At 47.1% G+C, this 24,491-nt stretch carries 18 protein-coding genes; 6 read left to right on the top strand and 12 right to left on the bottom strand.

Annotated elements, in window-relative coordinates:
• Positions 1–154 precede the first annotated feature (154 nt).
• Complete coding sequence (locus CFT61_RS12525; RefSeq protein ID WP_089544760.1) at positions 155–2,251, top strand: helix-hairpin-helix domain-containing protein; 2,097 nt, start codon at positions 155–157, stop codon at positions 2,249–2,251.
• Between the two features lie 152 nt (positions 2,252–2,403).
• Complete coding sequence (locus CFT61_RS12520; RefSeq protein WP_089544778.1) at positions 2,404–3,333, top strand: glycosyltransferase family 2 protein; 930 nt, start codon at positions 2,404–2,406, stop codon at positions 3,331–3,333.
• Between the two features lie 120 nt (positions 3,334–3,453).
• On the opposite strand, the gene CFT61_RS12515 is transcribed toward CFT61_RS12520, so the two are convergent.
• The 3 genes from CFT61_RS12515 to CFT61_RS12505 form a co-directional block, all read right to left on the bottom strand.
• A complete protein-coding gene (locus CFT61_RS12515; RefSeq protein WP_089544759.1) occupies positions 3,454–5,160 on the bottom strand; it encodes an ArnT family glycosyltransferase in 1,707 nt (568 codons plus the stop codon).
• Position 5,161: 1 nt separating this feature from the next.
• Positions 5,162–6,985 (bottom strand): LTA synthase family protein, encoded by a 1,824-nt coding sequence (locus tag CFT61_RS12510; protein WP_089544758.1) that lies wholly within the window; start codon positions 6,983–6,985, stop codon positions 5,162–5,164.
• Positions 6,986–7,149: 164 nt separating this feature from the next.
• On the bottom strand, positions 7,150–8,295 hold the full coding sequence (locus CFT61_RS12505) for an AAA family ATPase (RefSeq protein WP_089544757.1): 1,146 nt from the start codon (positions 8,293–8,295) through the stop codon (positions 7,150–7,152).
• Between the two features lie 373 nt (positions 8,296–8,668).
• Here CFT61_RS12505 and CFT61_RS12500 point away from each other — a divergent pair, with 373 nt between their 5' ends.
• Positions 8,669–9,217, top strand: coding sequence for a hypothetical protein (locus tag CFT61_RS12500; protein ID WP_254918972.1), 549 nt, complete (start codon positions 8,669–8,671; stop codon positions 9,215–9,217).
• A 55-nt stretch (positions 9,218–9,272) separates the two neighbouring features.
• On the top strand, positions 9,273–10,025 hold the full coding sequence (locus tag CFT61_RS12495) for a lipopolysaccharide kinase InaA family protein (RefSeq protein ID WP_089544756.1): 753 nt from the start codon (positions 9,273–9,275) through the stop codon (positions 10,023–10,025).
• Positions 10,026–10,172: 147 nt separating this feature from the next.
• On the opposite strand, the gene CFT61_RS12490 is transcribed toward CFT61_RS12495, so the two are convergent.
• Positions 10,173–11,738: a DUF6056 family protein gene (locus CFT61_RS12490; protein WP_142990637.1), complete on the bottom strand. Its 1,566-nt coding sequence runs from the start codon at positions 11,736–11,738 to the stop codon at positions 10,173–10,175.
• A 245-nt stretch (positions 11,739–11,983) separates the two neighbouring features.
• On the opposite strand from CFT61_RS12490, the gene CFT61_RS12485 reads away from it, so the two are divergent.
• Positions 11,984–12,685: a glycosyltransferase family 32 protein gene (locus tag CFT61_RS12485; RefSeq protein WP_089544754.1), complete on the top strand. Its 702-nt coding sequence runs from the start codon at positions 11,984–11,986 to the stop codon at positions 12,683–12,685.
• Positions 12,686–12,735: 50 nt separating this feature from the next.
• On the opposite strand, the gene CFT61_RS12480 is transcribed toward CFT61_RS12485, so the two are convergent.
• The 8 genes from CFT61_RS12480 to CFT61_RS12445 form a co-directional block, all read right to left on the bottom strand.
• The gene (locus CFT61_RS12480; protein WP_089544753.1) at positions 12,736–13,791 is read right to left on the bottom strand and encodes a glycosyltransferase family 4 protein; all 1,056 of its coding nucleotides are present in this window, start codon (positions 13,789–13,791) and stop codon (positions 12,736–12,738) included.
• Between the two features lie 43 nt (positions 13,792–13,834).
• Entirely contained in the window at positions 13,835–14,866 is a 1,032-nt protein-coding gene (locus tag CFT61_RS12475) for a hypothetical protein (protein ID WP_089544752.1), read from the bottom strand.
• A 26-nt stretch (positions 14,867–14,892) separates the two neighbouring features.
• Positions 14,893–16,617: an ATP-binding protein gene (locus CFT61_RS12470; RefSeq protein ID WP_089544751.1), complete on the bottom strand. Its 1,725-nt coding sequence runs from the start codon at positions 16,615–16,617 to the stop codon at positions 14,893–14,895.
• Positions 16,618–16,667: 50 nt separating this feature from the next.
• Positions 16,668–17,591, bottom strand: coding sequence for a lysophospholipid acyltransferase family protein (locus tag CFT61_RS12465; RefSeq protein ID WP_089544750.1), 924 nt, complete (start codon positions 17,589–17,591; stop codon positions 16,668–16,670).
• 41 nt (positions 17,592–17,632) lie between these two features.
• The gene (locus CFT61_RS12460; RefSeq protein WP_089544749.1) at positions 17,633–19,486 is read right to left on the bottom strand and encodes an ABC transporter ATP-binding protein; all 1,854 of its coding nucleotides are present in this window, start codon (positions 19,484–19,486) and stop codon (positions 17,633–17,635) included.
• 183 nt (positions 19,487–19,669) lie between these two features.
• Positions 19,670–21,004 carry a tRNA (N6-isopentenyl adenosine(37)-C2)-methylthiotransferase MiaB gene (gene miaB / locus CFT61_RS12455; protein ID WP_089544748.1) on the bottom strand — a complete coding sequence of 445 codons (1,335 nt, stop codon included), beginning with the start codon at positions 21,002–21,004 and terminating at the stop codon, positions 19,670–19,672.
• Between the two features lie 70 nt (positions 21,005–21,074).
• A complete protein-coding gene (locus CFT61_RS12450; protein ID WP_089544747.1) occupies positions 21,075–22,028 on the bottom strand; it encodes a phosphatase PAP2 family protein in 954 nt (317 codons plus the stop codon).
• Positions 22,029–22,046: 18 nt separating this feature from the next.
• Positions 22,047–23,042 carry an NAD-dependent epimerase/dehydratase family protein gene (locus CFT61_RS12445; RefSeq protein ID WP_089544746.1) on the bottom strand — a complete coding sequence of 332 codons (996 nt, stop codon included), beginning with the start codon at positions 23,040–23,042 and terminating at the stop codon, positions 22,047–22,049.
• A 199-nt stretch (positions 23,043–23,241) separates the two neighbouring features.
• Here CFT61_RS12445 and CFT61_RS12440 point away from each other — a divergent pair, with 199 nt between their 5' ends.
• Positions 23,242–24,441, top strand: coding sequence for a serine/threonine protein kinase (locus CFT61_RS12440; RefSeq protein WP_176425603.1), 1,200 nt, complete (start codon positions 23,242–23,244; stop codon positions 24,439–24,441).
• Positions 24,442–24,491 lie beyond the last annotated feature (50 nt).

The following is a 24,491-nucleotide window of genomic DNA, read 5'->3' as shown; positions in this document are numbered from 1 at the left end:
ATATATATAAAGAGGTGTAATCCTCTTCTATTTCTAATTATGCCGCAAAATTACAGATAATTTCCCATTTAGAGAAAGAAAGTTACTCTTTTCTTACTCATTTTCAGAATTTCGCAGTATCTTTGTGGAAATTTAATAATTCTTTTGCCTGTCTATGAAGTATTGGCAACCTATCATCCGCTTTTTGTTGAAACTGTTTCTCATAGGCAGCTCCCAGTTATTCTATGACCCTTCTGTTTGTGCCCAGGACTCCTCTTCCCGGTCGGAAGAAGATAGGGAGAAGCATGTCTCTTCGCGTCCTTGGCAGGAATATCTGATGGAACTCTCGGAGATGGAGGATTTCGAACAGACTGCCTGGGAGGATTATGAGGAGGAACTGGAGGAGCTGGCGCAGCATCCGCTGAATCTGAATACGGCTACCCGCGAAGAGATGGAGCATCTGCCTTTCCTCACCCCTTCGCAGGTAGAGGATATCCAGGCATATCTCTATCGCTATCATGGGATGAAGACGATGGCAGAACTGGCTCTCATCCCCAGTATCAGCTGGTATCAGCGGCAGTTGATGAACAGCTTCTTCTATGTAGCCGACGAGACTCCCCGCCAGCAGTTCCCGAGCCTGAAGAATATCCTGAAGTATGGCAAGCACGAGGTGATGGGAATGGTGAAAGTGCCTTTCTATGAGCGCAAGGGCGATGGCAAGGGAGCCGATGGATACCTGGGATATAAGTATAGGCACGGGGTGCGCTATCAGTTCAGGTATGGCGACTATGTGAAGATGGGATTCGTTGGTGCCCAGGATGCGGGCGAACCTTTCGGAAGCGGCAGGAACAACCTGGGATATGATTTCTATTCCTTCTATCTGCAAGTCAGGAAATTAGGCAGATGGAAGAATATCACTCTGGGCAGGTATCGGCTGCACGAGGGAATGGGACTGATTCTCAACAACGACTTCAGCTTCGGCAAACTCTCGATACTGTCCTCGCTGGGCAGAACCACCAGCCAGATCAAGGTTCATTCCTCCCGCTCTTCTGCCAACTATCTGCAGGGAGCAGCAGCCACCTATACCTTGTTGAAGGGACTTGACCTTACCGGATTCCTCTCTTATCGCAAGATAGATGCCACGCTGAGTGATGAGGGTGGCATCAAGACTATTCTCAAGACCGGTCTGCACCGTACACGCAGGGAGATAGCCAGGCAGGATATAGCCTCCAATACGCTGGTGGGTGGCAATATCAACTATCGCCATCAGGGCTGGCATATTGGAGCCACCGGTTTCTATACCTCTTTCTCCCTTCCGCTGATGCCAGAAAAGGTGCAGTTGTACAAGCGGTTTGCTCCCGAAGGTGATGCCTTCTGGAATGTGAGTGTAGATTATGGCTATATTTCCCATCGCTGGACGATAGGTGGCGAAACGGCAACGGGTGATTGTGGAGCCGTCGCCACGCTCAATGCAGCATCTTATCTGGTTTCCGATCATTTCTCGCTCACGGCTGTGCAACGGTTCTATTCTGCCAGATACTATTCCCTGTTCAGCAACAGCTTTGCCGAGGGAAGCAGCGTGCAGGATGAAAACGGCATGTATGTGGGGGCTACGTGGTCGCCAGGCAGTCGCTGGACCATTACCGCCTATAGCGACTTTGCCTATTTTGCCTGGCCTAAGTATCATACCCGCCAGAGTACGCAGAGCTGGGATCATCTGCTGAATATCCTCTATCTTCCTGCCCGTTTCTGGACACTGGGAGCCCGGGTCCGCTATAAGGAAAAGGCGGGAAACGCTACCGGGCGTCTCCGTTTCTATGCCAGCGTTACCACGAAAAACTGGAGTTCCAAGACGAGTGTGGATTATACGAAGTACCGGGAAGGAAATGCGGGCAGCGGTACCGGGAATGCTTCCAGTAGCGGCACCCAGAATGCTTCCAGCAGCGGTTATCTGCTGAATGAAAACATCGGATATCATTGGCGGTGGCTGAGGCTGCAGGGCAGTTTCGGCTATTTTCACACCCAGGATTTCGACAGTCGCATCTATGCCTATGAGCCGGGCTTGCTCTATCAGATGAGTTTTGGCAGTTACTTTGGCGAGGGCATCCGCTATGCCCTGGTGGCGCGTTCGGAGATCAGCCATCATCTGCTGGTTATAGCAAAGCTGGGCAGCACCGATTATTTCGACCGCACCCACATCTCTTCCGGCTTGCAGGAAATCGCCGGTTCTCATCAGATGGATCTAGAGGTACAGGTGAAGTGGAAGTGGTAAAATCTGGGGTTTATCCTGCTTTCCCAGTCCTTCTTTTCAGGAATATGATGCAAGATTATAAAAAAACTGGCGTTTTATTTGTGTATGTAAGAAAATCGGGGTATTTTTGCAATTGATAAGTATCCATGCTAACGACGAAAAAAAGAAAAGTGATGAAGATATTCATAGTGATTCCTTGCTATAACGAGGAAGCGGTATTGCCGAAGACCCTGGAGGTGCTTGGCAATCTGATCAAGAACATCAAGGTAAAAACAGATGCCGACACGGAGTTGCTCCTTGTTGACGATGGTAGTCGTGACCGTACCTGGCAGATGATTTCCGATGCTGCCAAGGAGCACAGGTATGTACACGGCATCAAGTTATCTCATAACCGGGGACATCAGAATGCACTCTGGGCAGGAATGGAAGCGGCGGTAGATCATTGTGATGCGATGGTAAGTATCGATGCCGACCTGCAGGATGATGAGAATGTCATCATCGATATGGCTCAGCAGGTGCAGGAAGGCAAGGATATCATCTATGGTGTGCGCAAGGAGCGTAAGACCGATACCTTCTTCAAGCGATTCACCGCTCAGGCTTTCTATAAGCTGATGCAGAGCGTGGATAAGGATACGGTGTATAATCATGCCGATTTCCGCATGATGACCAACCGCACGCTGAAGGCTCTGATGCAGTACTCCGAGCGCAATCTCTTCCTCAGGGCCATCGTCCGCCAGTTGGGGTTCCGTGAGGGATTCGTCTATTACGACCGCAAGGCACGCGAGGCAGGTGAGAGCAAGTATCCGCTCACCAAGATGCTGAGCTTCAGTATCGATGGCATCACCTCGTTTTCCGTGGCACCATTGAAGTTTATCACTTTCCTGGGCTTGGCGATGACTTTAGTAGCCTTCATCATGATTATCTTTGCCTTGGTGGAGCATTTCCAGGGCAAGACCATCCAGGGCTGGACCTCCTTGCTCGTTTCCATGTGGTTTATCGGTGGCATCATCACCACGGGTGTGGGCATTACGGGTGTCTATATCGGCAAGATTTATACCGAGGTGAAGCGCCGTCCTCGATATTTTATAGAAGAAAGAGTATAATCTTATCGAAGAAAGAAAATAAGAAGAATATCAATTTGATAGATACAAAAAAGCATCGGGATTATGAGTTCCGATGCTTTTTTTGTATCTAATCACTAATAATTAATCACTACTCACTAATCATTTGTTCTGTGCGATGTTGGCACTTGTCTTCACAAACTGATAGAAGCCTACCGGATGATGCCATTCTACGAGTCTCTTTACTTCCCAAACCTTCTGTAAGGTATAGTCCTTGCCGAATTTCTCCTTGAAGTCTGGCATATCTCCTTCCGGAATCATCAGCACGCCATCCTGCGGCAATACCTTGTCAAACTGCTGGATCTTATCGCCCAGATAGAAGTTGAGGCTGAAGAAATGCATCATCTCTATCGACATATAGGAGTAAAGCTTACCTGTATCAAACTTCTTTTCGATAACCGGCGCCAGATGCTTGTCTGCCTTGGTGTTGAGCACGGCAGGCTGCAGGGTGGAGTCGAGTGTGATGAAAAGTGCGATAATCATCACCAATGTATATCTCATCATTTGGCTTGTCTCTTTTTTCTTGAGTGCCTTGAATATATGATAAGCTCCTATTATAAGAAACATATAGCATACGTAGAATAGGATACCATGAGTAGATTCCCTTATGGCATGGAGCATGGCGATGTTGTCGGCAGCATGCTTGCCATGGAAAATGGTATCTGGTATGCCGCCTGCTCGTATAACAAGCGTAGCAATCACGAGGATAACTGCCAGCGAGGCAATCACCCCTGCATATACCTTGATGGCTCCCACCTTCTCCTTCATCATCCAGACGATGTATTCAGCTATGAGATAAGCCATGAACGGATAGCATGGCAGCAGATAGACACTGCGCTTGCTCTTTGGGATGCAGTAGAAGAAGAGCACCAGGAGGAAGGCGAGCCAGGTGAACACCTGCAGCGGAGTAGCCTTCTTCGCATTCTCAAGGAATCGGGTCTTGGAGAACTTCTTCCAAGGCAGGATGAAGAGCGAGAACAGTAATAATAAGGTATAAGGAGCCCAACCCATCACGAGTGTGAGCAGGTTGTACCACGCCGGGTTCTCGTGCGATTCGTATGCCATCTTGCCCATGAATCGGTCGATGTTCTCTTCCTTCACCAGGCGCAGGAACTCGTCGCCACCTTGCAGGTAAGCAGCATAGTACCAGCAGAATGGGATGATGAGCGAGAGCAGGGCGGTTAGAGCCATGCGCCATACGATGCCCCAGAAGTTCTCGCGCTGGGTAAGCATGAATACGCCCATCACGAAGCAAGGCAGGATGATGCCCACAGGACCCTTGGTCAGCGTGGCGCCGCTCATGCAGAGGATGGCAAGCCAAGGCAGCTGGTGCTTTCCCTTCTCCCACCAGCGGTAGAGCAGATACATAGCTCCCACCATCAGGGCAGAGTTCACCATATCCACACGGCAGTTCATTCCGGCACGGTGCACCTCGAAGGCGGTGAGCGTGAGGATGGCAGCGATGAGGCTGGTCTGTGTATCCTTGCGCTTGGCATAGAATACGAAGCCGCCAATGGTCATCAAAACCAGCGATACGGCGGATGGCAGACGTGAGGTATATTCATTCACGTGGCCGGCGATGAGGCTGAAGAAGGCGATGCACCAGTGGAAGAAAGGTGGTTTGTAAGGGATGTCGCCACCATTGTTGATGGGCAGAATCCAGTTGCCATGTTCCAGCATGGTGTAGGCAACCACCGCCTCGCGAGGTTCTCCCTTGGTGTTGAAATCAGAGAGTCCGAGGAATGGAATCATCATCACGATAGCCAGGATGATGATGAGCCAGAATGCTTTCTTATATGTCTTGTCCATATTATTTTACTATCTTGTTGTATCTTATGAGTAAGTCGGATATGCGATGAGCCTCCGAGAGTCTTTTGATTTCTTGGTTAGAGACAATTCCAGTCTTCTCCACGTTCATATTGTCTGAGCCCACGGCGGCAGGTTGTTTCTTCGGGTCGAGAATGCTCTGTCCCATACCCTTCCATGTGTAGCTATCCAGATGCATCAGGTTCAGGATGGTAGGGTATTGGTCGACTTGCCCCATCACCTTATTATATATACCCCCTACAGGAGCATTGACCACGATGAATGGTGTGAACTGCTTGTCGCTCACGATGCCCTTGGCGGCAGGCGAAGCGCAGATAGGCTTGCGATCGGCTGCGAGACCCTCATGGTCGCCGATGAGCACTATCATCATGTCCTTATAGTCTGGTCGGCTCTTCAGATAGCGGAGCAGGATGCCCAGTCCGTGGTCGGTATAATTGGCCATCGTCATATAGTCGCACATCTTCTCGGGATAGGAACCCTTGAAGTGGATGCGCTTCAAGTTGTCTGGCAATACGAATGGGTTATGACCAGAATAGGTGACTATCTGGAGGAATGTGCTCTGCCCATTGCTGAGAATGTTGCTGCTTTTTAGCTTCTTGACGATTTGCTTCATAAATGAGACATCGCCCAGTTTCTTTCTGCTACCTACTTTCTCGTCATTGATCCAACTGTCATTGCAGAACAGGGTATCTATCCCAAAGTTGTGAGCCACGATTTCCTGGTTCCAGGTTACTGGCTTGTCAACCGTCATCAGATATGACTTAGCCTGATGTTGCTCTTTGAGCGCTTTGGCAAGCGATGGATAGGTGGTGTTCTGGCACTGCATAGCATAGCAACCATTCATCAGTGGCAGAAGTCCTGTGTTTACCAGTAGTTGTCCATCAATAGAGCGACCACCTTTCACCTGTGTCAGTACATAGGGGGCATATAGGGTATGGCTGTCAGCAATGGCAGCATTGAGGTTAGGGGTGATTTCTTTGCCCTCCACCTTCTTGTTGATAACCCAACTTTCCAGCGATTCGCAGAAGATAACGACCAATGTTTTTTTCTTATCGATGCTATCTGGCAGGGCTTTATAAGATGGCTGCTGTTTCTGCCAAGCCTCTATTTCCGCCTTCATTTGGGGCGTAAATGGAGTCTGAGTTTGCATTCCTTGGTGTATCAAGTTGCCAAAAATGGTATACATTGGCACGGCGCAAGTATAGTAATTGGCATTTTGCAAACGGGTAAATGCTTGCTGCCAACCGCCTCTTGTCATCACTTGCATTGCGGATACAAGGAACACCACGAGCAGGGTGCAGAGGTATTGCTTGAGTCGCAATCCATAGCTGGCTTGGGATGTCTGGGCTATTGAAGCCTTTCCTGCCTGCTGTTTTTTCACCTTATTATATATGTATAGGATGCTGGCGATGGTAGATAGCGGCAGCAGGATGTCGATGAGTCGCATGGAGTCTATGACGCTGGCGGTGAAGTCGCTCAGGTTGCCTGCCAGCAGATAGCTCTCCAAGGGTATCGCCGAATTATATGTGCGGCTATACATCAGATTGCTTATCAGCAGTCCGTCCACGATGAAGAGCAGCAGATACTCCGTCCATTTCTTGCCCGTGAGCATCAGTGGCAGGAGCAGGATGAGTGCTACCAAGATGGAGTTGACATACACCTCGGGCAGCGAGAACGAGGTAAAGGTGGTCTGTAGGCACCAGATGATGTCAAACAATATGAGTTTTCCGAAGGCGCATCCCCAGAGGGTTGTCGTCTCTCTGTTCCACAGCGTATGTGGAAATAGTCTATGAATAATCTGTTTCATGGGTGCAAAATTATAAAATAAGCTCGAAGGTAACTATAAATGAGCTGATTATTTATGAAACTTTATCATAATGAGAAATAATAGTAGTATGACGGTTTGGCAATTCCCCACCACGCTTTGGCTGCGTGATGGGGGATTAACTGTTTATATAGTTTTTCTATATCTTATTGAGGAAAAATGTTGCAGTATTCCCGTTTGAACCACAGTTCGAAAACGGGGTCAACCATCTTGAAGCCATCGCCCGATTTCTCAATGAAGTCTCTTTCTACAAGAGTCTTTTTGTTCTTGGTGATGGTGCGTGGAGCACCGAGTCCATATTCTGCTACAACCTGTTGGGCATTGAAATGAGTCTCTCCCATGCAGACGGCACGCAGGAATGCTATCTGTGAGGCAGGCATGCCATCAATATCGGTAATGAACATATCGGCATTGATATCCAGAAGTTTGGTAAGCTGTGACTGATAGATTTCCTCTGTCACCTCTGTTGCCGTACGTGTCCAGATGAGAAAGCAGAATTGCTGCATATACCAGGAGTGGCATTGCACGGCATTGCAGATTCGCTCTATCATATCATCGCTGATAGACTTGCCGTGATTGTAGAAACTGTCGTGAATGAAAGGCTTCCAGTATTCCTTGGCTATCTTCTTCAATGTCATCGTCTGTCCAAAACGGTAGAATGGATTCTTCGAGTTGCCGAATATATCCATCATCATGTGGCGTTTACTGCCATAGAGACAATAGGTCGTACTGTGTTGTCCCTGCCACACCGAACGCATGGTTCCTTCCAGGCGCTTCCAGTCGGGCAGGTTTGCCAATTGTTGGAACTCATCAATGCACACGATGACATGGATGCCTTTAGCCTTGGCAATCTTTTCTGGAAGATTGAGAATTTCCTCGGCACTTTCTTTTAGGGGCTTGAAGTTCAGATTTACTTCTAGGGCATTCACTGGATCGCTGTTGATGGTGAGGCTTGGAGATATGGATTGGATGAACTTTACGATGTCGGCCCATCTCTTTTCCATAGTGGAAGAAACGCCCTGGAGTACTGCACTTGCAAACTTGTTGTAGAACTCTTCCTCAGAGAAAATCTTGAAGGCATCCAGATAGCATACTCGCACATCCTTCTGTTCTTGCTTCAGCTCTTCCATTGCGGCTTTGACAAGTGAAGACTTGCCCCATCGTCTTGGAGAAATCAGCATCACGTTGATGCCTCCTCCAAGAAAAGTCTTGAGGTCTCTTCTATCTTCGATTCTATCAATGAAATATTCATTTTCAGCGATAGAACCATATTCGAATGGTATCTTGTTCATATACTTAAAGTCTTGATTCTCTGCAAAGTTACAAAATTATACCCAAAGGTATTATACCCTAGGGTATAATTTATGAAACTTTATGTTTTTATCAGACGAAGAATCGCTGTTTCTGCAAAAAAAGATGGCTTTAAACAACATTGTTTTAAACAACCTTGTTTAATTTGTTTTTTTTTGCTATCTTTGCAGAAGAAAAGCTGCACTCGGCAATTTGAAAGCCAGCTTTCATTGCGCTCGTTTGCATTTTTTTTGCAGAAGAAAAGCTGTATAGTATAAAATAAGGTAGTAATTATGAGAAAAAGTAAAGAAGCTCCGTAGCGTATGGCAATTGCAGAGCCATGTATCTTACTGCCTTTATGGAAGCAAGAAACACATGATGGAACAAATGTTCCAGAATGCCAGTTACCCATTTTATCGCTTTGGAGATTTCTTCTATCTGAACAAGATAAGCGAGAAAGACTGGGTGGAGTATATCTGTCAGCGATTCGAATCTACCGGCAAGCATATCTCGGAAGAGTTGGCTCGTGAAATCTGTCAGGTAATAGATAGGTATTCTTCTTATGTACAACAGTTGGCATGGTTTGTATGGTTGCGTGTACAGGATGATTCTGTAGCAACAGAAGAGGACTTGAAATATGGAATAGACCGGTTGCTGGATGCCAGCGAGCCTTTGTTTATTCAGCAGACCGAAGACCTTTCTGCCTATCAGATGAATTTCCTGCATGCCATCACCAATGGAGTACATACCGGTTTCACCCAGACGGCAATATTGGAAACTTATCGCCTGGGTACTGCCGCCAATGTAACCCGCCTGAAGAAATCCTTGATGGTGAAAGATCTGATTACGACTCCTGCTCCTAAGCATCTGGAAATGAGTGACCCCATTTTGGCGTTGTGGCTCAAGAGAAGAGTTTGGAAATGATGCTCCCTGGAGTACCAAAGCGTCCTAGGCAAAAATATAAAAGTATAGTAAACAAATGAAGATAAAGATAAACCCAAAATACGAAGAGATGAGAAGTTTCATCGAACGCATCCCGGATGTGTTCGAGAAGGAAGGACGTGTGATTTACACGGGTCGCAATCTCATTAAGGTGATGGAGGCTCCTGATGGAACCATTATTAATGTAAAGCGCTATCATGTGCCAAAGGGACCTAACAGTCTGGTTTATTCCCTAGGCATCAGAAAGCCTAAGGGGGAGCGTGCCTTTGAATATCCGATGATATTGGAGAAGAAAGGCATCGGAACCCCTGCGCCTATTGCGCTCATCGAAGAGCGTAATGCCATCGGACTCCTGGGATATACCTATCTCATCACCCTGCAGTGTGACAACCTGCATACCCTTTACGAAGTGGGTGATGCAGCCCCTGGTACTTACGAAAAGCTGGCTAAGGCGTTGGCACGTTTTGCCGCAGATATGCACGACAAGAAAATTCTGCATAAGGATTTTACGCCAGGCAACGTATTGTGGAAACAGGATGATGAAGGCTTCCATTTCATCATCGTGGATATCAATCGCATGAAGTTTGGAGAAATCAGCGTCAAGGAAGGACTCTATAATCTCCGAAAGTTCTGGGGACCTAAGGAATTTATCCGAATCCTGGTCTCTGAATATGCCAAGGTAAGAGATTACAACGTGGATGAGGCTGTGGATTATGTGATGAAGGAACGCGCCAAGTTCTGGACCCGCTATGGCAAGAAGCATCCTATCAAGTTTAAGCTGGAGTTATAGGAAACGAATTAAGTTTAAGCCATAAGCAATTTCTCAAGTTTAAGCCTGAGCTATAAGTAGCTAAACTCTTGCAAGTAAATTCCATACGCCCTGGGCTAGGAGCTTCTGCCCTTTCAGGGCGTGTGGAGCTTACATGCGAAAGTTCAATTATTTTATATATACAAATTTCAAATTACCTGGTCCTACGTCTCTTTTGCAACGTGCAAGAAGCATGGTTGGAGATTCCTGCATGTTTGCGGCAGGTGAGGCAACAATCTTATCTTTGCCGTAGTATCGGGCCATTCCCTGATTGATCCAATATCCTGGATAAATCATGATGTCATTGAATGCATCCGAAGGCATTTTTACCGTAAGAGGCTTCAATGTTATGGCACTTTGGGTATTCGTCTTCAGTGCCAGTTCACGCTCGTTCATTTCCTTGTCAAATTTCACGGCAGTTCCTTTCAGCATAAGTGAAACGGTTCTGTTGGTTGTCCTTTCCTTGAGACTTACGGATAATATCAAGATGACAATGGCACAATATGGCGCATACTGCAGCGAGTTGGCATATTTCTTCTTAGATACCGTTACGAAATCTATAATGGCAGAGCTTAATGGCGCTTTTGCCTCAGCCTTTCTCAGAACAGCTCCAGAAAGATAATAAATATTGATGCAGATGAGCCACAGGTGTATATACGAATAGATGTTCTGTACTCTGCCTGGTCCTCTTGTTCCCATGGCATAGCTGTGGGCGAAGAAGAATGAACTGTAAAGCGTAACGGTAATCAGGATGCATAGCCAAGGGTGAGAGAACTTGAATCTCGAGCTACTTGCCGCCTTGACAAGGGTAGGGCTAAGAAGCATCAACATCAGAATTTGAGCGATATTGATGGATTCTGATAAGAACTCGAAGCTCTTTCCTATTGCCATGAAGAATGCAACGACAACATTTGGCTTGCTTTCTATGGTAACTTGTCTGAACGCATTACCAGGAGCCAACACGCTGAAAAGGAAGGCGATGCCATAGATGGTGAGAATAGTAATATATAAACGTGGCCATCTTCTTTGTTCCATCTTCATGATGAGAATGGCTGCAAACAGAATCGCTCCCATGCCAAGTCCTGACACGAAGTTTCCGCCGGCAATGATGATGGATAGAACGATGGAAGCCCCTCTGATAAGGGCTTTCTTGAACTTGGAACTACTTAATTGATATCCTATGAGCAGAGATGCTAAAAACAGAGACATGCTATAGAATAAAGTGTAGTACATCGCCCCGTTATACCAATAGAATGCATCGTAGTATGACCATGTAAACTGGATGGTCATCAGAACGAAGAGGGTAGATACGAAGAGATATTCCAATCTGGACGAATGGAGTAATTTTCGCATAACCATATATAATAAGGTGTAAGTGGAGGTCACCAAACTGGAAATCAAGATGAATGTTCCAAGCCAATATTGGCCGAATACTCCTGGTTGTAGAGCCATGAGAAAGCAGGCGGAATAGGTGCCCTGCCATGTATGATACATCGTCATTGCTACATTCCAGGCTGTCTGAACGCAAGCCGGAAATGAATGGGTCTCATTCCAAATCTTATATACTTCTGCACCAAAGACATAATCATCCGCAAATGGATGAAGATACTGGCTTATCCATAACATGGGAATGATGGATACGATTAGAACTGCAATAGCTACTCCTGTTACAATTTTCAATTGCTTCTTATTCATAACTGCTTTTATCCTTTTATATTACTTTCTTTTGACTTTTTGTTCTTTCTTTACTTCTTACTTTCTATATATTATAACATCCTTGTTGCCATTATCTTGCATGCAAGATAAACAATAAATGTTAAAGCTTATATTGTGTATAGGTGCAAAGGTACTAAACATAATTGAGTATGGCAAATATTCCGGGATTTTTTTTGCTCTTTGGATAGTTTTTCGTACCTTTGCAGAAAAAGAGAATAATAGAGATGACACCAAAACTCATTCACCTTTGCTGGTTTAGCAATGACCCTTATCCTGTAGAGATAAAGGTTTGTTTGGATACATGGAAGTGCCTGATGCCCGACTATGTAGTTAAAGTTTGGGATTATGCTGCGGCAAAGTCTATTGGCTGTGCCTTTATCGATGAGGCCCTGGAGGCCCGAAAGTGGGCTTTCGCTGCCGATGTTGTGCGATTCTATGCCGTTTACAAAGAAGGTGGTATTTATATGGATAGCGATATCTATCTGCATCGTCGTTTTGATGAGATTCTTCCAGAGGATGGCTTTGCCACTTTCAACGAGAAGGATAAAGAGGAGTTTGGCTTGCAGGCAGCCTTCTTTATGGGTACTGCGGGCAATGCGTTCTGCCAGAAGATGTTTGAATATTATCAGAACCGCCATTTCAAGAATCCGGATGGCTCTTTCAATGATACGATTTCACCTTATACGATGTCGGCTGTGGCGAAGTCTTTCGGATGGCAGATGAAGGACGAAAAGCAGGTGATGCCTGGCTTGACGGTTTATCCTACGCATCTTGTTGCTCCCAACAATCATTATCCGGTGGATAGCGAGACGATAGGAGTGCATCGCATTGCGGGTAGTTGGCGAAAGAGAAAACTGGGACGATTCATCGAGATTAAGATCAAGCATTTATGGCATGTAGTAAGATATGCCCTTTTCAAAAAGTGAGAAGGGCATATCTCAGTACATGCCATATCTTATATGTCATATCATATATCTTATATGCCTAACATCTTCTTATACAGGTTGATGTAGGTTTGGGTATATTTGCTGTAAGTATAGCCTAGCGAATATTCCCTGGCAGCTTTTGCCTCTTCCGAGTCTTTGCTCCATTGGGCGATACCAGCCTTTACGGTAGCCGCCATCTCTTCCGGAACATAGGAGTCGAAATAGGTGGCATGGTTCTTACATACCTCTGGCAGACTGGTGAATCTGGAAGAGAAGACCTTGGCGTTGAATCTCATGGCTTCCAGTACCGGGAGTCCGAATCCCTCTAAAAGGCTAGGGAAGAGGAAGGCTTCACAGTGGGCATACATCCAGTTTTTCTCGGCATTGCTGATTTCTCCTGTAAAGATTACATTCTCCGTACCCCATTCTTCCTTGATTCTCTGCAGTTCGTAATAGTGCTTGCTATAAGGCTTTCCGCAGATATAGAGTTTATATTCCGGAAGGAACTTCATCATCGGAATCAGAGTCTTGAAATTCTTCTTGGCTCTGGTCTGACCGATGGTAAAGAAGAACTTCTTGTCGTCTTTGATGTATTCCGGCTTCTTCTGCAGCTCCAGATCCGTATCTTTGATGCCATTATAAATCACATCCAATGGTTTGTTGCCTATATCGATATGGTTCAGCAGGTCATCTTTTACATATTCAGAGATGACGGTGATATAGTCAGAACGTCTGATATGCCATTTCATCTTCCAGAGGGTTTTCAGGCGATGGATACCTTTCTTCTCGTGCAGGAAGTTGAGGTCATGGATAGTCAGGATGTTCTTCATCCCCTTTTTGTGTTTGCGCTTGATGAACAATTGGTCTGTGGAATGCCACAAATCAATTTTCTTGTTGAGCTTCCTTAAATCATGTGCCAGATGTTCCACTGATACATAATCCACGTTGTTTCCGGCAAATCCTTTATGCTTCTCCTTTACCAGGAAGATGAAGTGCATATCCTGTATGTCGGAAATGCTGATGAGCTGCTGGCTGTAGTTGTCTGCGATTTCACCAAAGCCGCACTTTTCCGCTAATCGTGTAAAGTCTATTAATATATTCTTCATTGTTCATCGACTTTTTATGTTAAAAACTTACTGTTGAGGATTTCTAAAGCGAACATTCCTGAATAGCGTTTTTCAGATTCTCGCCATTGTTAATAGCTATCGCCATCTGCTTTGTTTGGGCAAGCATACCGGCATATTCTTCTTCCGAAATGCCGGCTAGGCGCCCTGGAAGTTCTTTCAGGGAGTTGATGGCAAATCCCACTCCCCTCTCTTCTACAAGCGGAGCAATGGCAGATTCTTTCCATACGATGATAGGTAATCCGGCACGCAGGTAGAAGGATGCCTTGTGCGGGGTGTTGTATTTCAGATAGCTTCCGAAGTCGCCATGGCATTCTTCCAGGGAATCTCCATCCCATACCAAACCGAAGTTTCCATGCACTTGCTTGATGAAATCGTCGGCATTCATAAAGCCGTGCCATACGATGTTCTTGTCTTTTGCCACGGCATCATAATCTTCCATGTTTCCATAAAGATGAAACTTAAACTGGTAATCCAGTTCCTGCATCTTCAGGATAAAGGCGTTTTTGCGCAGGTTGAGTGAGCCGGCATATACGATATTCCATACCTTGTTGGGCTGGTGCTTCTTGTCTGCTGCAACGGATGGCGACAGATAATCATGGAATCCCAGGGCTCCGATAGGCTTTTCCAAGCCTTGCTGCTCAAGCCACAGTTTCATCGCCTGGTTGGTGGCGATGATATAGTCGGTGTGGCTCAGGCGTTTCAATTCCTGGGCTACGGTTAGTTTCTTTCGTCGAAAACTGCCCAAATCATGAATCAGGGAAATGGTCTTGGCTCCTTTGAGGTGTGCCATCTTGCAGATGAAGGAAAAATATTTCTTTACAGGATATTGCAGTACGATGACATCTCCTTTCTGTATGCGAGAGCAGGCGATGAGGGTACTCGCCAGGTTATAGAAGAAGGCCAGGAATTTATTGTTGTCGATTTTGCAAGGCAAGCCGATGCTTGCTGCCCCCATCGAGTGCAGCACCTTTTCGTAATCTGTCTTTGCCTTGTTGCCAGCACTTGTCTGATTGTAATAAGTGCGGCTGATATAACATAATCTTCTTTCCTTCATATAGCCTATTGATTAGATGTGCAAGTTTATACTTCTTCCATTCGTTTCATTTCCCATCCGGCAAACTGGATGATGATTTTATGCAATGTCGTGCCTTGGCGCAAGACTTCTATTCTTGGTGCTGCGGCATAGCGATTGATCTGTTCTACTGCTTCCTGCCATTGTGCCTCGGCTTTTGTCTCGAAATCCTTGGCTGGCAACATCTTCAGTTCGATGATGTAGCTATGCTTGGTAGGATAGTGGGTCAGGTCGGGTAAGAGGAAGAAATCACAATAGCCGTGATTCAACTCAAGCTCGGGAGCCGTAATGTAATAGCTGCTCAGGTAGAGATATGCCATAAAGAAACCTTGCAGGTTGCGCTCGGCTTCGATGCCATCTCTTACTGATGCCACTTCGGCGTAAGCCTTCGACATAAAGCCCAAGACATCTTCCCATTTTCCATAAAACGCCATGCAGGTGAGCATATAACCAAACTCATTCAGGTTGATATGGTTGATTTCCTGATATTGCTCCTGCAGATAGCCATAATATTGACGGCGGACGTTGTTGTTCGGGATTCCCAAGAGCAACTGGTCGCCGAAAGTATCCTTGATGGTAAGCATGCCGTAATAGAACAGCAGGCTTGGGAAGTATTCCGGCTTCACGATTTCACTGGCAGGGAAGGTTTCGTAAAGATTCGATACGATGCTGCCTTCCTCCGTAATCCTGCGGATGATGCCCTTGCGGTTGCCGTCTAGCTTGTCGAGCTGGAGCAGTCGCTTCATCTTGTTGTAGTCGGTCTTCGTGTTTGGGTCTATCATCTGTTTTGGGGCTTTACCATCGTCCATGTAATTACGGAGATAATATAACACCATATCGCAATTGAAAACCCTGACCTTGCTGTTTAAGCATGCCTCTGAGAAGCAATAGTTGTCATACCACGGCTTAATCTCTTCTATCATTGCCTCGATATCGCTATCTGCCGGTATCTGTCCCGCATCACGATAACGGGTAAACATGGCTCGCACATCTTCTGTGCTGAAGCCCAGCATCTTGTCAAACTCAGGCTTGGTTGATATATGCCAGCCGATGTTGAAGCCGCTGGTAACATCGTCTAGTGTTACAGGACTTACACCCATCATGAATATCTTGGCGAATGAACCCTTGAACTTCTTGAAGTAGTCGCGGTAGAAACCGCTGGCATGTGTCATCGCATGATACACTTCTTCGCCTTGCTCGTTGAGCACGGTATTGGTGAAGTTGTCGTATTCGTCAATGATGAGATACAGCTGATAATTCTGTTCTTTTGCGTATTTTTGGATAGTAGCAAGCTTATTGGATGCTACATCCTCTGCAAGAACGGCCTTTCTGGTTGCATCATCATAGAATTGTGCATATCTGTTGATGAAAGCGTCAAAGCAGATATTGCAATATGAATTGAAGCGCTCCTCCAGGTTGTCGATGTTTCCTCCTACCTGCGAGAAATCGAGTGTCAGTACTTGATACTTTCCCTGTAGAGGGGTAGGCTGCCTGCCTATCCAGAGACCTCCGAAGATTTCCTGGAACTGGTCTTTTAGCTTGCAATCATAGTAAGCTTCGAGCATACTGAGAAACAGGCTCTTGCCGAAGCGGCGAGGGCGAATGAATATCAGATAGTCGGGTTGAGCCTCCAACAACGGAATATACATAGTCTTATCTACGTAATACTGATTTTCTCTGATAACTCTCAGGAAATCAGTGACTCCATAAGGTACTCTTTTGGCTTCTATCATCTTGTAACCCTTTCTGTTATTAAGATAAACTCTAGTCTTTTGGAACAACTCTATTCTCTTGGCACAACTTTCCCCTTCACCACTTCATATCGCTTGTCAAACTCCTCCTTGGTTCGCTTCCATCTGTTATGCGTCCATAAATAATAAGGTGGATTCTGGCGAATGGTGGCTTCCAGCATCTGGAAGAAACGACGGGTAATCTCGTGCTCCGGCAGAGTGTTTGGCTCACGGGTGATGAGCTTGTAGGTTGCCGTATAGTAGCCTCGCTTCGGGCGCGACATCTCTACATAGAACACGGCATCGTTCATCTTTCTCATGATTCTCTCGCCGCCAGTAAACACTGGGGTTTCGGGATGGTTGAGGAAAGGAAGCCACAGGTGGATGTTCTCCCACTTGGGTCCCTGGTCGCTGATGTAGCCGAAGATGCTCATGATACCCTTGCGCTTGTAATCCACCAGATAGCGGAGGATTTCTTTCTTGGGCACCACCACGCCATTCTCCTCGTGAGAACGGATGCGCTTGAAGAGTTCGTCGAAGGCTTGGTTGCGCAGAGGATGATAGATGAGGCCTATCTTGCGTGACTTGGGCAGTTCGATACCCACGCATGAGAGCCACTCCCAGTTGCAGTAATGGCCCAGGATAGCTGCCACGTTCTGACCTTCCAGGAAACATTGCTCCACTTCCTCACTGTTGATGACCTGGAATCGCTGGTGCAACTCCTTGTCACTGATGCTGAGTAACTTGACTGCCTCGAAGAAGTAATCGCTGAACCAGCGATAGAACTTCTTCTCGATGTCGATAATCTCTTCTTCTGATTTCTCAGGAAAAGAGGTGATGAGATTCTTACGCACAATACCCCTGCGGTACTTGATGACGCGATACATCATGAAGTACTCGAAATCGGCAATGCAATAGAGCAGCCTGAATGGCAGCAGCGATATCGCATAAAAGAATGCATAAACAATCTTAACCATCTGTAAAACTATAAATTCTTAACTATTAACTCTTTACTCAATTACACCTGCTGCATGTCGTGCAACTTCTTGTAATATCCGTCTTTTCTAATCAGTTCATCGTGGGTACCACGCTCCACAATCCTGCCCTCGTGCAGTACGCAGATTTCATCGGCATGCTTGATGGTACTCAGTCGGTGGGCTACTGCCACAGTGGTACGGGTCTTCATCAATCTCTCCAGGGCATCTTGTACCAGGCGCTCGCTCTCTGTATCAAGAGCCGATGTTGCCTCGTCGAGGATAAGGATAGGAGGATTCTTGAGGATGGCACGGGCTATGCTCACACGCTGGCGCTGACCGCCGGAGAGTCTGCCGCCACGATCACCGATTCCGGTATCAAAACCATGTTCCGACTTGGTAATGAACTCGTAGGCATTGGCTATCTTTGCCGCATTGGTGATATCTTCATCGGTAGCATCGGTCTTGCCGAAGCGGATATTGTCCTTGAAGCTGGCATTGAAGAGGATTGCCTCCTGGTTTACATTACCTATCAGCTGGCGGAGATCGTGTACGGCAAGGTCTTTCACATTGATGCCGTCGATGAGCACCTCGCCCTCCTGTACATCGTAGTAGCGAGGAATCAGGTCGAGCATCGTACTCTTTCCGCTACCGCTCTGTCCCACCAGTGCGATGGTCTTTCCCTTAGGAATCACCAGGTTGATATCCTTCAATACATAAACCAGCTCATCGTTCTGATGGTCGGTATAGGCGAAGGAAACATGGCGGAACTCTATCTGATGCTCGAAGCTGCTGATATGTTCAGGGTTCTCCTTGTCCTTGATTTCGATCTCGGCTTTCAGAATCTTGTCGATACGCTCCATACTTGCCAATCCCTTTGGGATATTGTAACTCGCCTTGGAGAATTCCTTCAGTGGGTTGATGATGCTGTAGAGCATCACGAGGTAGAAGATGATGGTAGGACCATCGATTCTGCCGTAATCCAGAACCAGGATACCGCCAAACCACAATACTACCACGATGAGGATGGTTCCCAGGAACTCACTCATCGGGTGAGCCATCTGCTGACGGATGTTCACGCGCATGATGTTGTCGCGATAACTGCTATTCACCTGGTTGAAGCGCCAGTTCATCTTATCTTCAGCACAAAAAGCCTTGATGATGCGCAATCCGCCCAAGGTCTCCTCTACCATACTCATCGTATCACTCCAGAGCGACTGTGCCTCGGTGCTTTGTGCCTTCAGTTTCTTTCCCACAACACCCATGAACCAGCCGAATGGTGGCACAAAGAGGATGGTGAAGAGGGTGAGCTGCCAGCTGATGCAGATGAGCGTAATGAAATAGAAGAGAATGAGAATAGGATTCTTGAAGAGCATATCGAGCGACGACATGATGCTGTTCTCCACTTCCTGCACGTCACCGCTCATTCGGGCGATGATATCGCCCTTGCGCTCTTCGCTGAAGAAGCCCAGCGAAAGCGAGGTAATCTTCTGGTAGAGCTGGTTGCGGATATCGCGAACAATACCCGTACGGATAGGGATGATGGTGGCTGAAGACAGGAAATAGGCTCCCGTCTTGAGGAATGTCATGAAGGCAAGGAACAAGCCGATAACCAGCAGAGCCAGTGATGCACTGTGCGCCACGATGAACTCCTGGATGTAATAATACAGGTTGTTGGTTGCCACTTCCTTGATGCTGCCCAGCGTTCCGTCCCATTCCATATAGTCGTTGGCACGGATTCCGCCATCTACCTGGAAGAGAATCTGCAGGATTGGTATCAAGGCTGCAAACGAAAAGATGTTCAATACCGCAGACAGGATATTGAACAGAACAGAGAGCCCCAGATATTTCTTGTAGGGAGGGACGAATCGTCGTAAGATTTGCAAAAATTCCTTCATAGGTGCAAATATAGTGTTTTTAAGGAAGACCGCCAAACTTTTGGCGGTCTTTCTTGACTTTTATTCAGTTTTTTCTTATAGAAGAGTCGTTTTGGCTCCGTTTTTTCTTCTTCTGGGAGTAATTGGGTATATTTTCACTTCTTTTTCTAAAGAAGCATTCTTACTCTTTTAGAGGGAGCATCCTTACTCCTTTACTTCCTCTCCGAAGAGGGTAGCAGAGGTAGAACCGGTGATGCGGACCTTTACGAACTCTCCGATGTGGTGGTTACCCTTGTCGATGACCACTGCCTTGTTCTGCTCGGTACGGCCCATCATCTGCTCACGGCTGCGCTTGCTGAAGTTCTCGATGAGGATGGTGAATTCCTTGCCCTCATCCTTCTTGTTCTGCTCAGCACTCACCTCGGTCTGCAGCTTGATCAGCTCGTTGAGGCGGGCTATCTTGGTTTCCTCAGAAACGTTGTCTGGCAGATGCTTGGCAGCGTAGGTGCCAGGGCGCTCTGAATACTTGAACATGAAGGCGCTGTCGAAGCCTACTTCCTTCACCAGCGAGAGGGTTTCCTGATGGTCTTCCTCGGTTTCGTCGTGATAACCCACGAAGATGTCGGTGGTGATGCCGCAGCCCGGGATGATGCGCTTGATGTCAGCGATGCGCTGCAGATACTCCTCACGGGTGTATTTGCGGTTCATCAGCTTCAATATCTTGTTGCTTCCGCTCTGTGCAGGGAAGTGGATGTGCTTGCAGAGATTTGGCTCTTCGGCAATGGCGTGGAGAATGTCCTCGGTCATATCCTCTGGGTTAGAGGTGGTGAAGCGTACACGCATATCCGGCACAGCCTGGGCTACCATGTGCAGGAGCTCGGCGAAGGAAAGGCTGCCTTCCTCGCGCTTGCCCGATGGTGAGAGACCGTAGCTGTTCACGTTCTGTCCCAGCAGGGTAACCTCCTTGAAACCACGGTCGTGCAGGTCGCGCACCTCACGCAGGATGCTCTCGGCATCGCGACTGCGCTCACGTCCACGGGTATAAGGCACGATGCAGTAGTGGCAGAAGTTGTTGCAACCACGCATGATGCTTACGAAACCGCTCACTCTGTTGCCACCGATGCGCTGAGGCACGATGTCACGGTAGGTCTCGGTCTTTGAAAGTTCAATGTTGATGGCATTGGTACCCATCTCGCACTGCGCAATCATATCCGGCAGATTGAGATAGCTGTCTGGTCCACAGACCAGGTTGGCATAGTGGTTCTGGATGAGGTCATCCTTTACTCGCTCTGCCATACAGCCCAATACGCCGAGAATCACCTTTCTTCCCTTCTTCTGCTCAGCATGGAGGGTGTCGAGGCGATGGTAAATCTTGTTTTCCGCATTCTCGCGGATACTGCAGGTGTTCAGGAAGATGGCATCAGCCTCTTCTTCTTTCTCACAAATCTCGTAGCCTGCCATCTGCATCACAGAGGCAACTACCTCACTGTCTGCCACGTTCATCTGGCAGCCATAAGTTTCAATAAACAGTTTCTTCATTGTTCTAGATGAATTCTAATTTATGTTTGATGTATTAATATGATTTCTTTCCTGTATCTTCCATGCCGCATCATTTCATGTTCTTTGAAACTGCCATCAGCATGAAGTAGATGACTACGGCAGAGATCCATCCGGCGATGGCATCGATGAGATAATGTGCCTGGATATACACGGTTGCCATACACAGGAAGATGTAGAATGGCAGCATGGTGAAGAGCAGCTTGCGGTTTCTGCTGTGCCAGGCAAGGAGCATGCAGATGGTGCTTACGCCCACGTGCGAACTAGGGAAGGCGGCGGTAGGTCGCTCTCCTGCTTCCTTGGCATTCTCTACGAGCTGGTAGAAGATTCCGTCGGTATAGCCTGGGGTTGGCAGACAACTGGTATGGGTACTAAAGTAATCGCCCATTGCCGGGAAGATGCCCTTGGCAATATCCTGTACTCCTACGGCGTCGAAGTAGAACGTCGGTCCTACCACCGGCACGTAGATGTAGATGAGATAGTAGATGAAGAAGCTGGCAAGCAGTACAAAGCTAACCCGTTCTGCCTCATAGTATCTGCAGAAGAAATAGTAGAGTACTACCGCTGCTATCATCGGATAATACATGAAGTAGCCCATCGACATCAGTTCGCTCACCACCGCCCATGGCAGTGCCTTGGCAAAGAGCAGGGCGGGCTGGCATCCAAAGAAATCCTGTTCCCATCCCGCAAAGATATGGTCGAGGTTGGGGAACATGCGGTTGATCTCGTAAGTATCTGGATACCACCAGGCAAGCAGGGCAATCTGCGCTATGATGCGTACCATCTTCGTTATCCTGCATGGAATCATGCGATATACGCCCCAAAGGGCGAGGGTCATGACCAGAATTCTCAATCTGCCCCAAAGCATCGACTCCGGATTCACTACCTTGGTAAAGGTAAAGAGCATGGTGAAGACTGTTATCGCCATATAGCCCAGCATCACCCATTCCAGTGGCAGGAGTCCCTTCTTGGGGTTCTTTTCTATCTTAAAATAATCTTTTATCATTATTGATTTTTAATTTTATTACAGCCATCCGTTATCCTTGTACCACTTGATGGCAAGCTTTACACCTCTTGACAGAGGGTAGTGGGGATGATAGCCCAGCTCGTCCATGGCAGGCTCGATGTCACAACGCCAGTTGCGCTGTTTCAGGATGTTATACTTGTCATTGTTCAGTGCCGACATCCTACCGGTCATTCTGCCGAGATACTCGCCAAAGAAGGTTACGATGCGGAGCACCCAGATAGGAGCCTTGATGCGCAACATCCATGGATTGCCCAATTCCTTATGAATCAGGTCGCTGAAAGCTTCCGACTGGTAAACTTCGCCATCGCTGAGGAAGTATTTCCTGCCGTTCATACCATGGTCTAGGGCAAGGAAAACAGCCTGCACCACATCCTGAACATACACGAAGGTGATGTCCTGACGCTTGAATCCTACAGCAAAATCCATGTGCTGCCTGATGCTCTGCGCCATGAGGAAATAGTCTTTTTCTCTTGGACCATATACGCCGGTAGGGCGCAGGATGATATAAGGGAAGTTGTTGCCGATGCTGTCGAGATAGCGCTCTGCGGCAAGCTTACTCTTGCCGTATGCCGTGTTAGGCTTAGGCACATCGTTCTCACAGATCTCCTGATAAGGCTGCTCCTCGCGGATGGCTCCGAAGATGCTGAGCGAACTGACGAAGACAAATCGCTTGATAGGCATTCCCAGATGCAGGATGGCATTCACCAGGTGCTTGGTGCCCTCGGTGTTAACCTTATAGAAATCCTCTGCATGCAAACACTTGGTAGCGCCAGCTGCATGCACTATATAGTCGAACTCGTGCGGAGCGAGTTCCTTCTCCAACTCTTCCTCTGAAGAAAGATTGAGATTGATGAAATGGATGCGCTCGTCTTGCAGATATTTTCTGGAACTGGTAGGGCGAACTGCCGCCCAGGTTTCCATGCCTTGTCGCAAGGCTTCTTCTACGATGTAACTGCCGATAAAACCCGACGCACCCGTTACTAGAATCTTCATGAATTATATATAAAATTGCAATTTCGGCTGCAAAGATACGACTTTTTGATGATTTATCACCATGATTCTGTTCAAAAAGGAGATAAAATTTGAAAAAATAGTGTAGGTTTCTATAAAATGTTGTATCTTTGCATGCATGGAGCAAGTATCGGGTTTTTATTTCCCTCCCTCAGAAACGACTTCTGCGCAGTTCAGCAACATGACAGAAATCTCGGCTAGTGGCTTTAATATCCTTATCCGTGCCAAGCGTGATGGCAGGTGGTGGATCTTGAAGGCGCTCGCTCCCGCTGTGCGCAATAGCGAGGTGTATCAGAGCTTGTTTCAGAAGGAATTCGATATCATGAAGCATGTCCAGCATCCCGGAGTTGCCGAGGTAATGGGTATCGAAGAAGTGGATGGATATGGCAAATGCCTCGTGATGGAATGGATAGATGGAGTGACTCTGGAGGAGTGGCTCCAGCAACATCATTCCAAGGCGGAAAGGGTGCATATCGCCAACCAGCTGCTCGTGGTGCTTGAGTTTGTACACGATATGCAGGTGGTGCATCGCGACCTGAAACCTTCCAACATGATGGTTACCCGCAATGGAAGTGTGCTGAAGCTGATAGATTTCGGATTGGCTGATGCCGACAGTTATGCCGTACTGAAGGAACCGGCGGGAACAGATGGATATGTTTCTCCCGAACAGCAGAAGGGCGGACCTACCGATGTGCGCAATGATATCTACAGCGTGGGCGTTATCTTGGATAAGATGAGGCTGAATTTCTCTTATCGCCTGGGATTGAAACGTTGCCTCCGTCCGTTGGAGGAACGATATCCCAACATGACCGCCATGCGCCAGCATATTCATTCTCTGCATCGCAACCTGCTTGCCTTCTGGATTTCTTCGGGAATATTGGCTGCATGTACTACGGGAGTGGTTATATATAATAAGGTGAATGAGCCTCCTCGTGGATACGATGTGGTGGCAGATTTTAAGGTGGGGAACCTGGCTTATAAGTCGTGGGGTGGTGGAGTCGTATCGGTCAGGGCTGCCAATTCCAAGGATTCCTGCATCGAGGTACCTAAAACGGTGAACTTCCAGGGAATGACCTATAAGATAGATGAAATCGAAAAGAAGGCGTTTGCCAATCAGCCCGATCTGAGGAAACTGGTGTTCCCGGATACCAAGTTCCATGTGATGAAGCAGATGGTGGAGAACAGTCCGAATCTGCACAGCATCTGTTTCCGAAGCGCCTTGCCGCCAGTCATCGGCAATGCCATCTGGAAGACCAGGATTCAGGATGTCTTCAGTGAATCTGATTTCAAGCGTGTCATCCTGTATGTTCCCAAAGGCAGCTTCGATGCTTATCGCAATTCTGTATGGAATCAGTTTGAGAATATCATTGAATATGAATAATAATGAATAGCCGCATCTCATGTGAGATGCGGCTATTTGCATTATTATAT

This window comes from Segatella copri, from assembly GCF_002224675.1.
GTDB lineage: Bacteria > Bacteroidota > Bacteroidia > Bacteroidales > Bacteroidaceae > Prevotella > Prevotella copri_U.
This window is presented reverse-complemented; position numbering and strand designations above follow the sequence as displayed.

What these genes read in the sequence shown, in the direction of transcription:
- CFT61_RS12505 (WP_089544757.1), bottom strand. Translation starts at nt 8,295, where the DNA reads ATGAACAAGATACCATTCGAATATGGTTCTATCGCTGAAAATGAATAT.
- CFT61_RS12440 (WP_176425603.1), top strand. Translation starts at nt 23,242, where the DNA reads ATGACAGAAATCTCGGCTAGTGGCTTTAATATCCTTATCCGTGCCAAG.
- CFT61_RS12510 (WP_089544758.1), bottom strand. Translation starts at nt 6,985, where the DNA reads ATGAAACAGATTATTCATAGACTATTTCCACATACGCTGTGGAACAGA.
- CFT61_RS12520 (WP_089544778.1), top strand. Translation starts at nt 2,404, where the DNA reads ATGAAGATATTCATAGTGATTCCTTGCTATAACGAGGAAGCGGTATTG.
- CFT61_RS12515 (WP_089544759.1), bottom strand. Translation starts at nt 5,160, where the DNA reads ATGGACAAGACATATAAGAAAGCATTCTGGCTCATCATCATCCTGGCT.
- CFT61_RS12450 (WP_089544747.1), bottom strand. Translation starts at nt 22,028, where the DNA reads ATGATAAAAGATTATTTTAAGATAGAAAAGAACCCCAAGAAGGGACTC.
- CFT61_RS12500 (WP_254918972.1), top strand. Translation starts at nt 8,669, where the DNA reads ATGATGGAACAAATGTTCCAGAATGCCAGTTACCCATTTTATCGCTTT.
- CFT61_RS12460 (WP_089544749.1), bottom strand. Translation starts at nt 19,486, where the DNA reads ATGAAGGAATTTTTGCAAATCTTACGACGATTCGTCCCTCCCTACAAG.
- miaB (WP_089544748.1), bottom strand. Translation starts at nt 21,004, where the DNA reads ATGAAGAAACTGTTTATTGAAACTTATGGCTGCCAGATGAACGTGGCA.
- CFT61_RS12475 (WP_089544752.1), bottom strand. Translation starts at nt 14,866, where the DNA reads ATGAAGGAAAGAAGATTATGTTATATCAGCCGCACTTATTACAATCAG.
- CFT61_RS12465 (WP_089544750.1), bottom strand. Translation starts at nt 17,591, where the DNA reads ATGGTTAAGATTGTTTATGCATTCTTTTATGCGATATCGCTGCTGCCA.
- CFT61_RS12525 (WP_089544760.1), top strand. Translation starts at nt 155, where the DNA reads ATGAAGTATTGGCAACCTATCATCCGCTTTTTGTTGAAACTGTTTCTC.
- CFT61_RS12495 (WP_089544756.1), top strand. Translation starts at nt 9,273, where the DNA reads ATGAAGATAAAGATAAACCCAAAATACGAAGAGATGAGAAGTTTCATC.
- CFT61_RS12485 (WP_089544754.1), top strand. Translation starts at nt 11,984, where the DNA reads ATGACACCAAAACTCATTCACCTTTGCTGGTTTAGCAATGACCCTTAT.
- CFT61_RS12445 (WP_089544746.1), bottom strand. Translation starts at nt 23,042, where the DNA reads ATGAAGATTCTAGTAACGGGTGCGTCGGGTTTTATCGGCAGTTACATC.
- CFT61_RS12490 (WP_142990637.1), bottom strand. Translation starts at nt 11,738, where the DNA reads ATGAATAAGAAGCAATTGAAAATTGTAACAGGAGTAGCTATTGCAGTT.
- CFT61_RS12480 (WP_089544753.1), bottom strand. Translation starts at nt 13,791, where the DNA reads ATGAAGAATATATTAATAGACTTTACACGATTAGCGGAAAAGTGCGGC.
- CFT61_RS12470 (WP_089544751.1), bottom strand. Translation starts at nt 16,617, where the DNA reads ATGATAGAAGCCAAAAGAGTACCTTATGGAGTCACTGATTTCCTGAGA.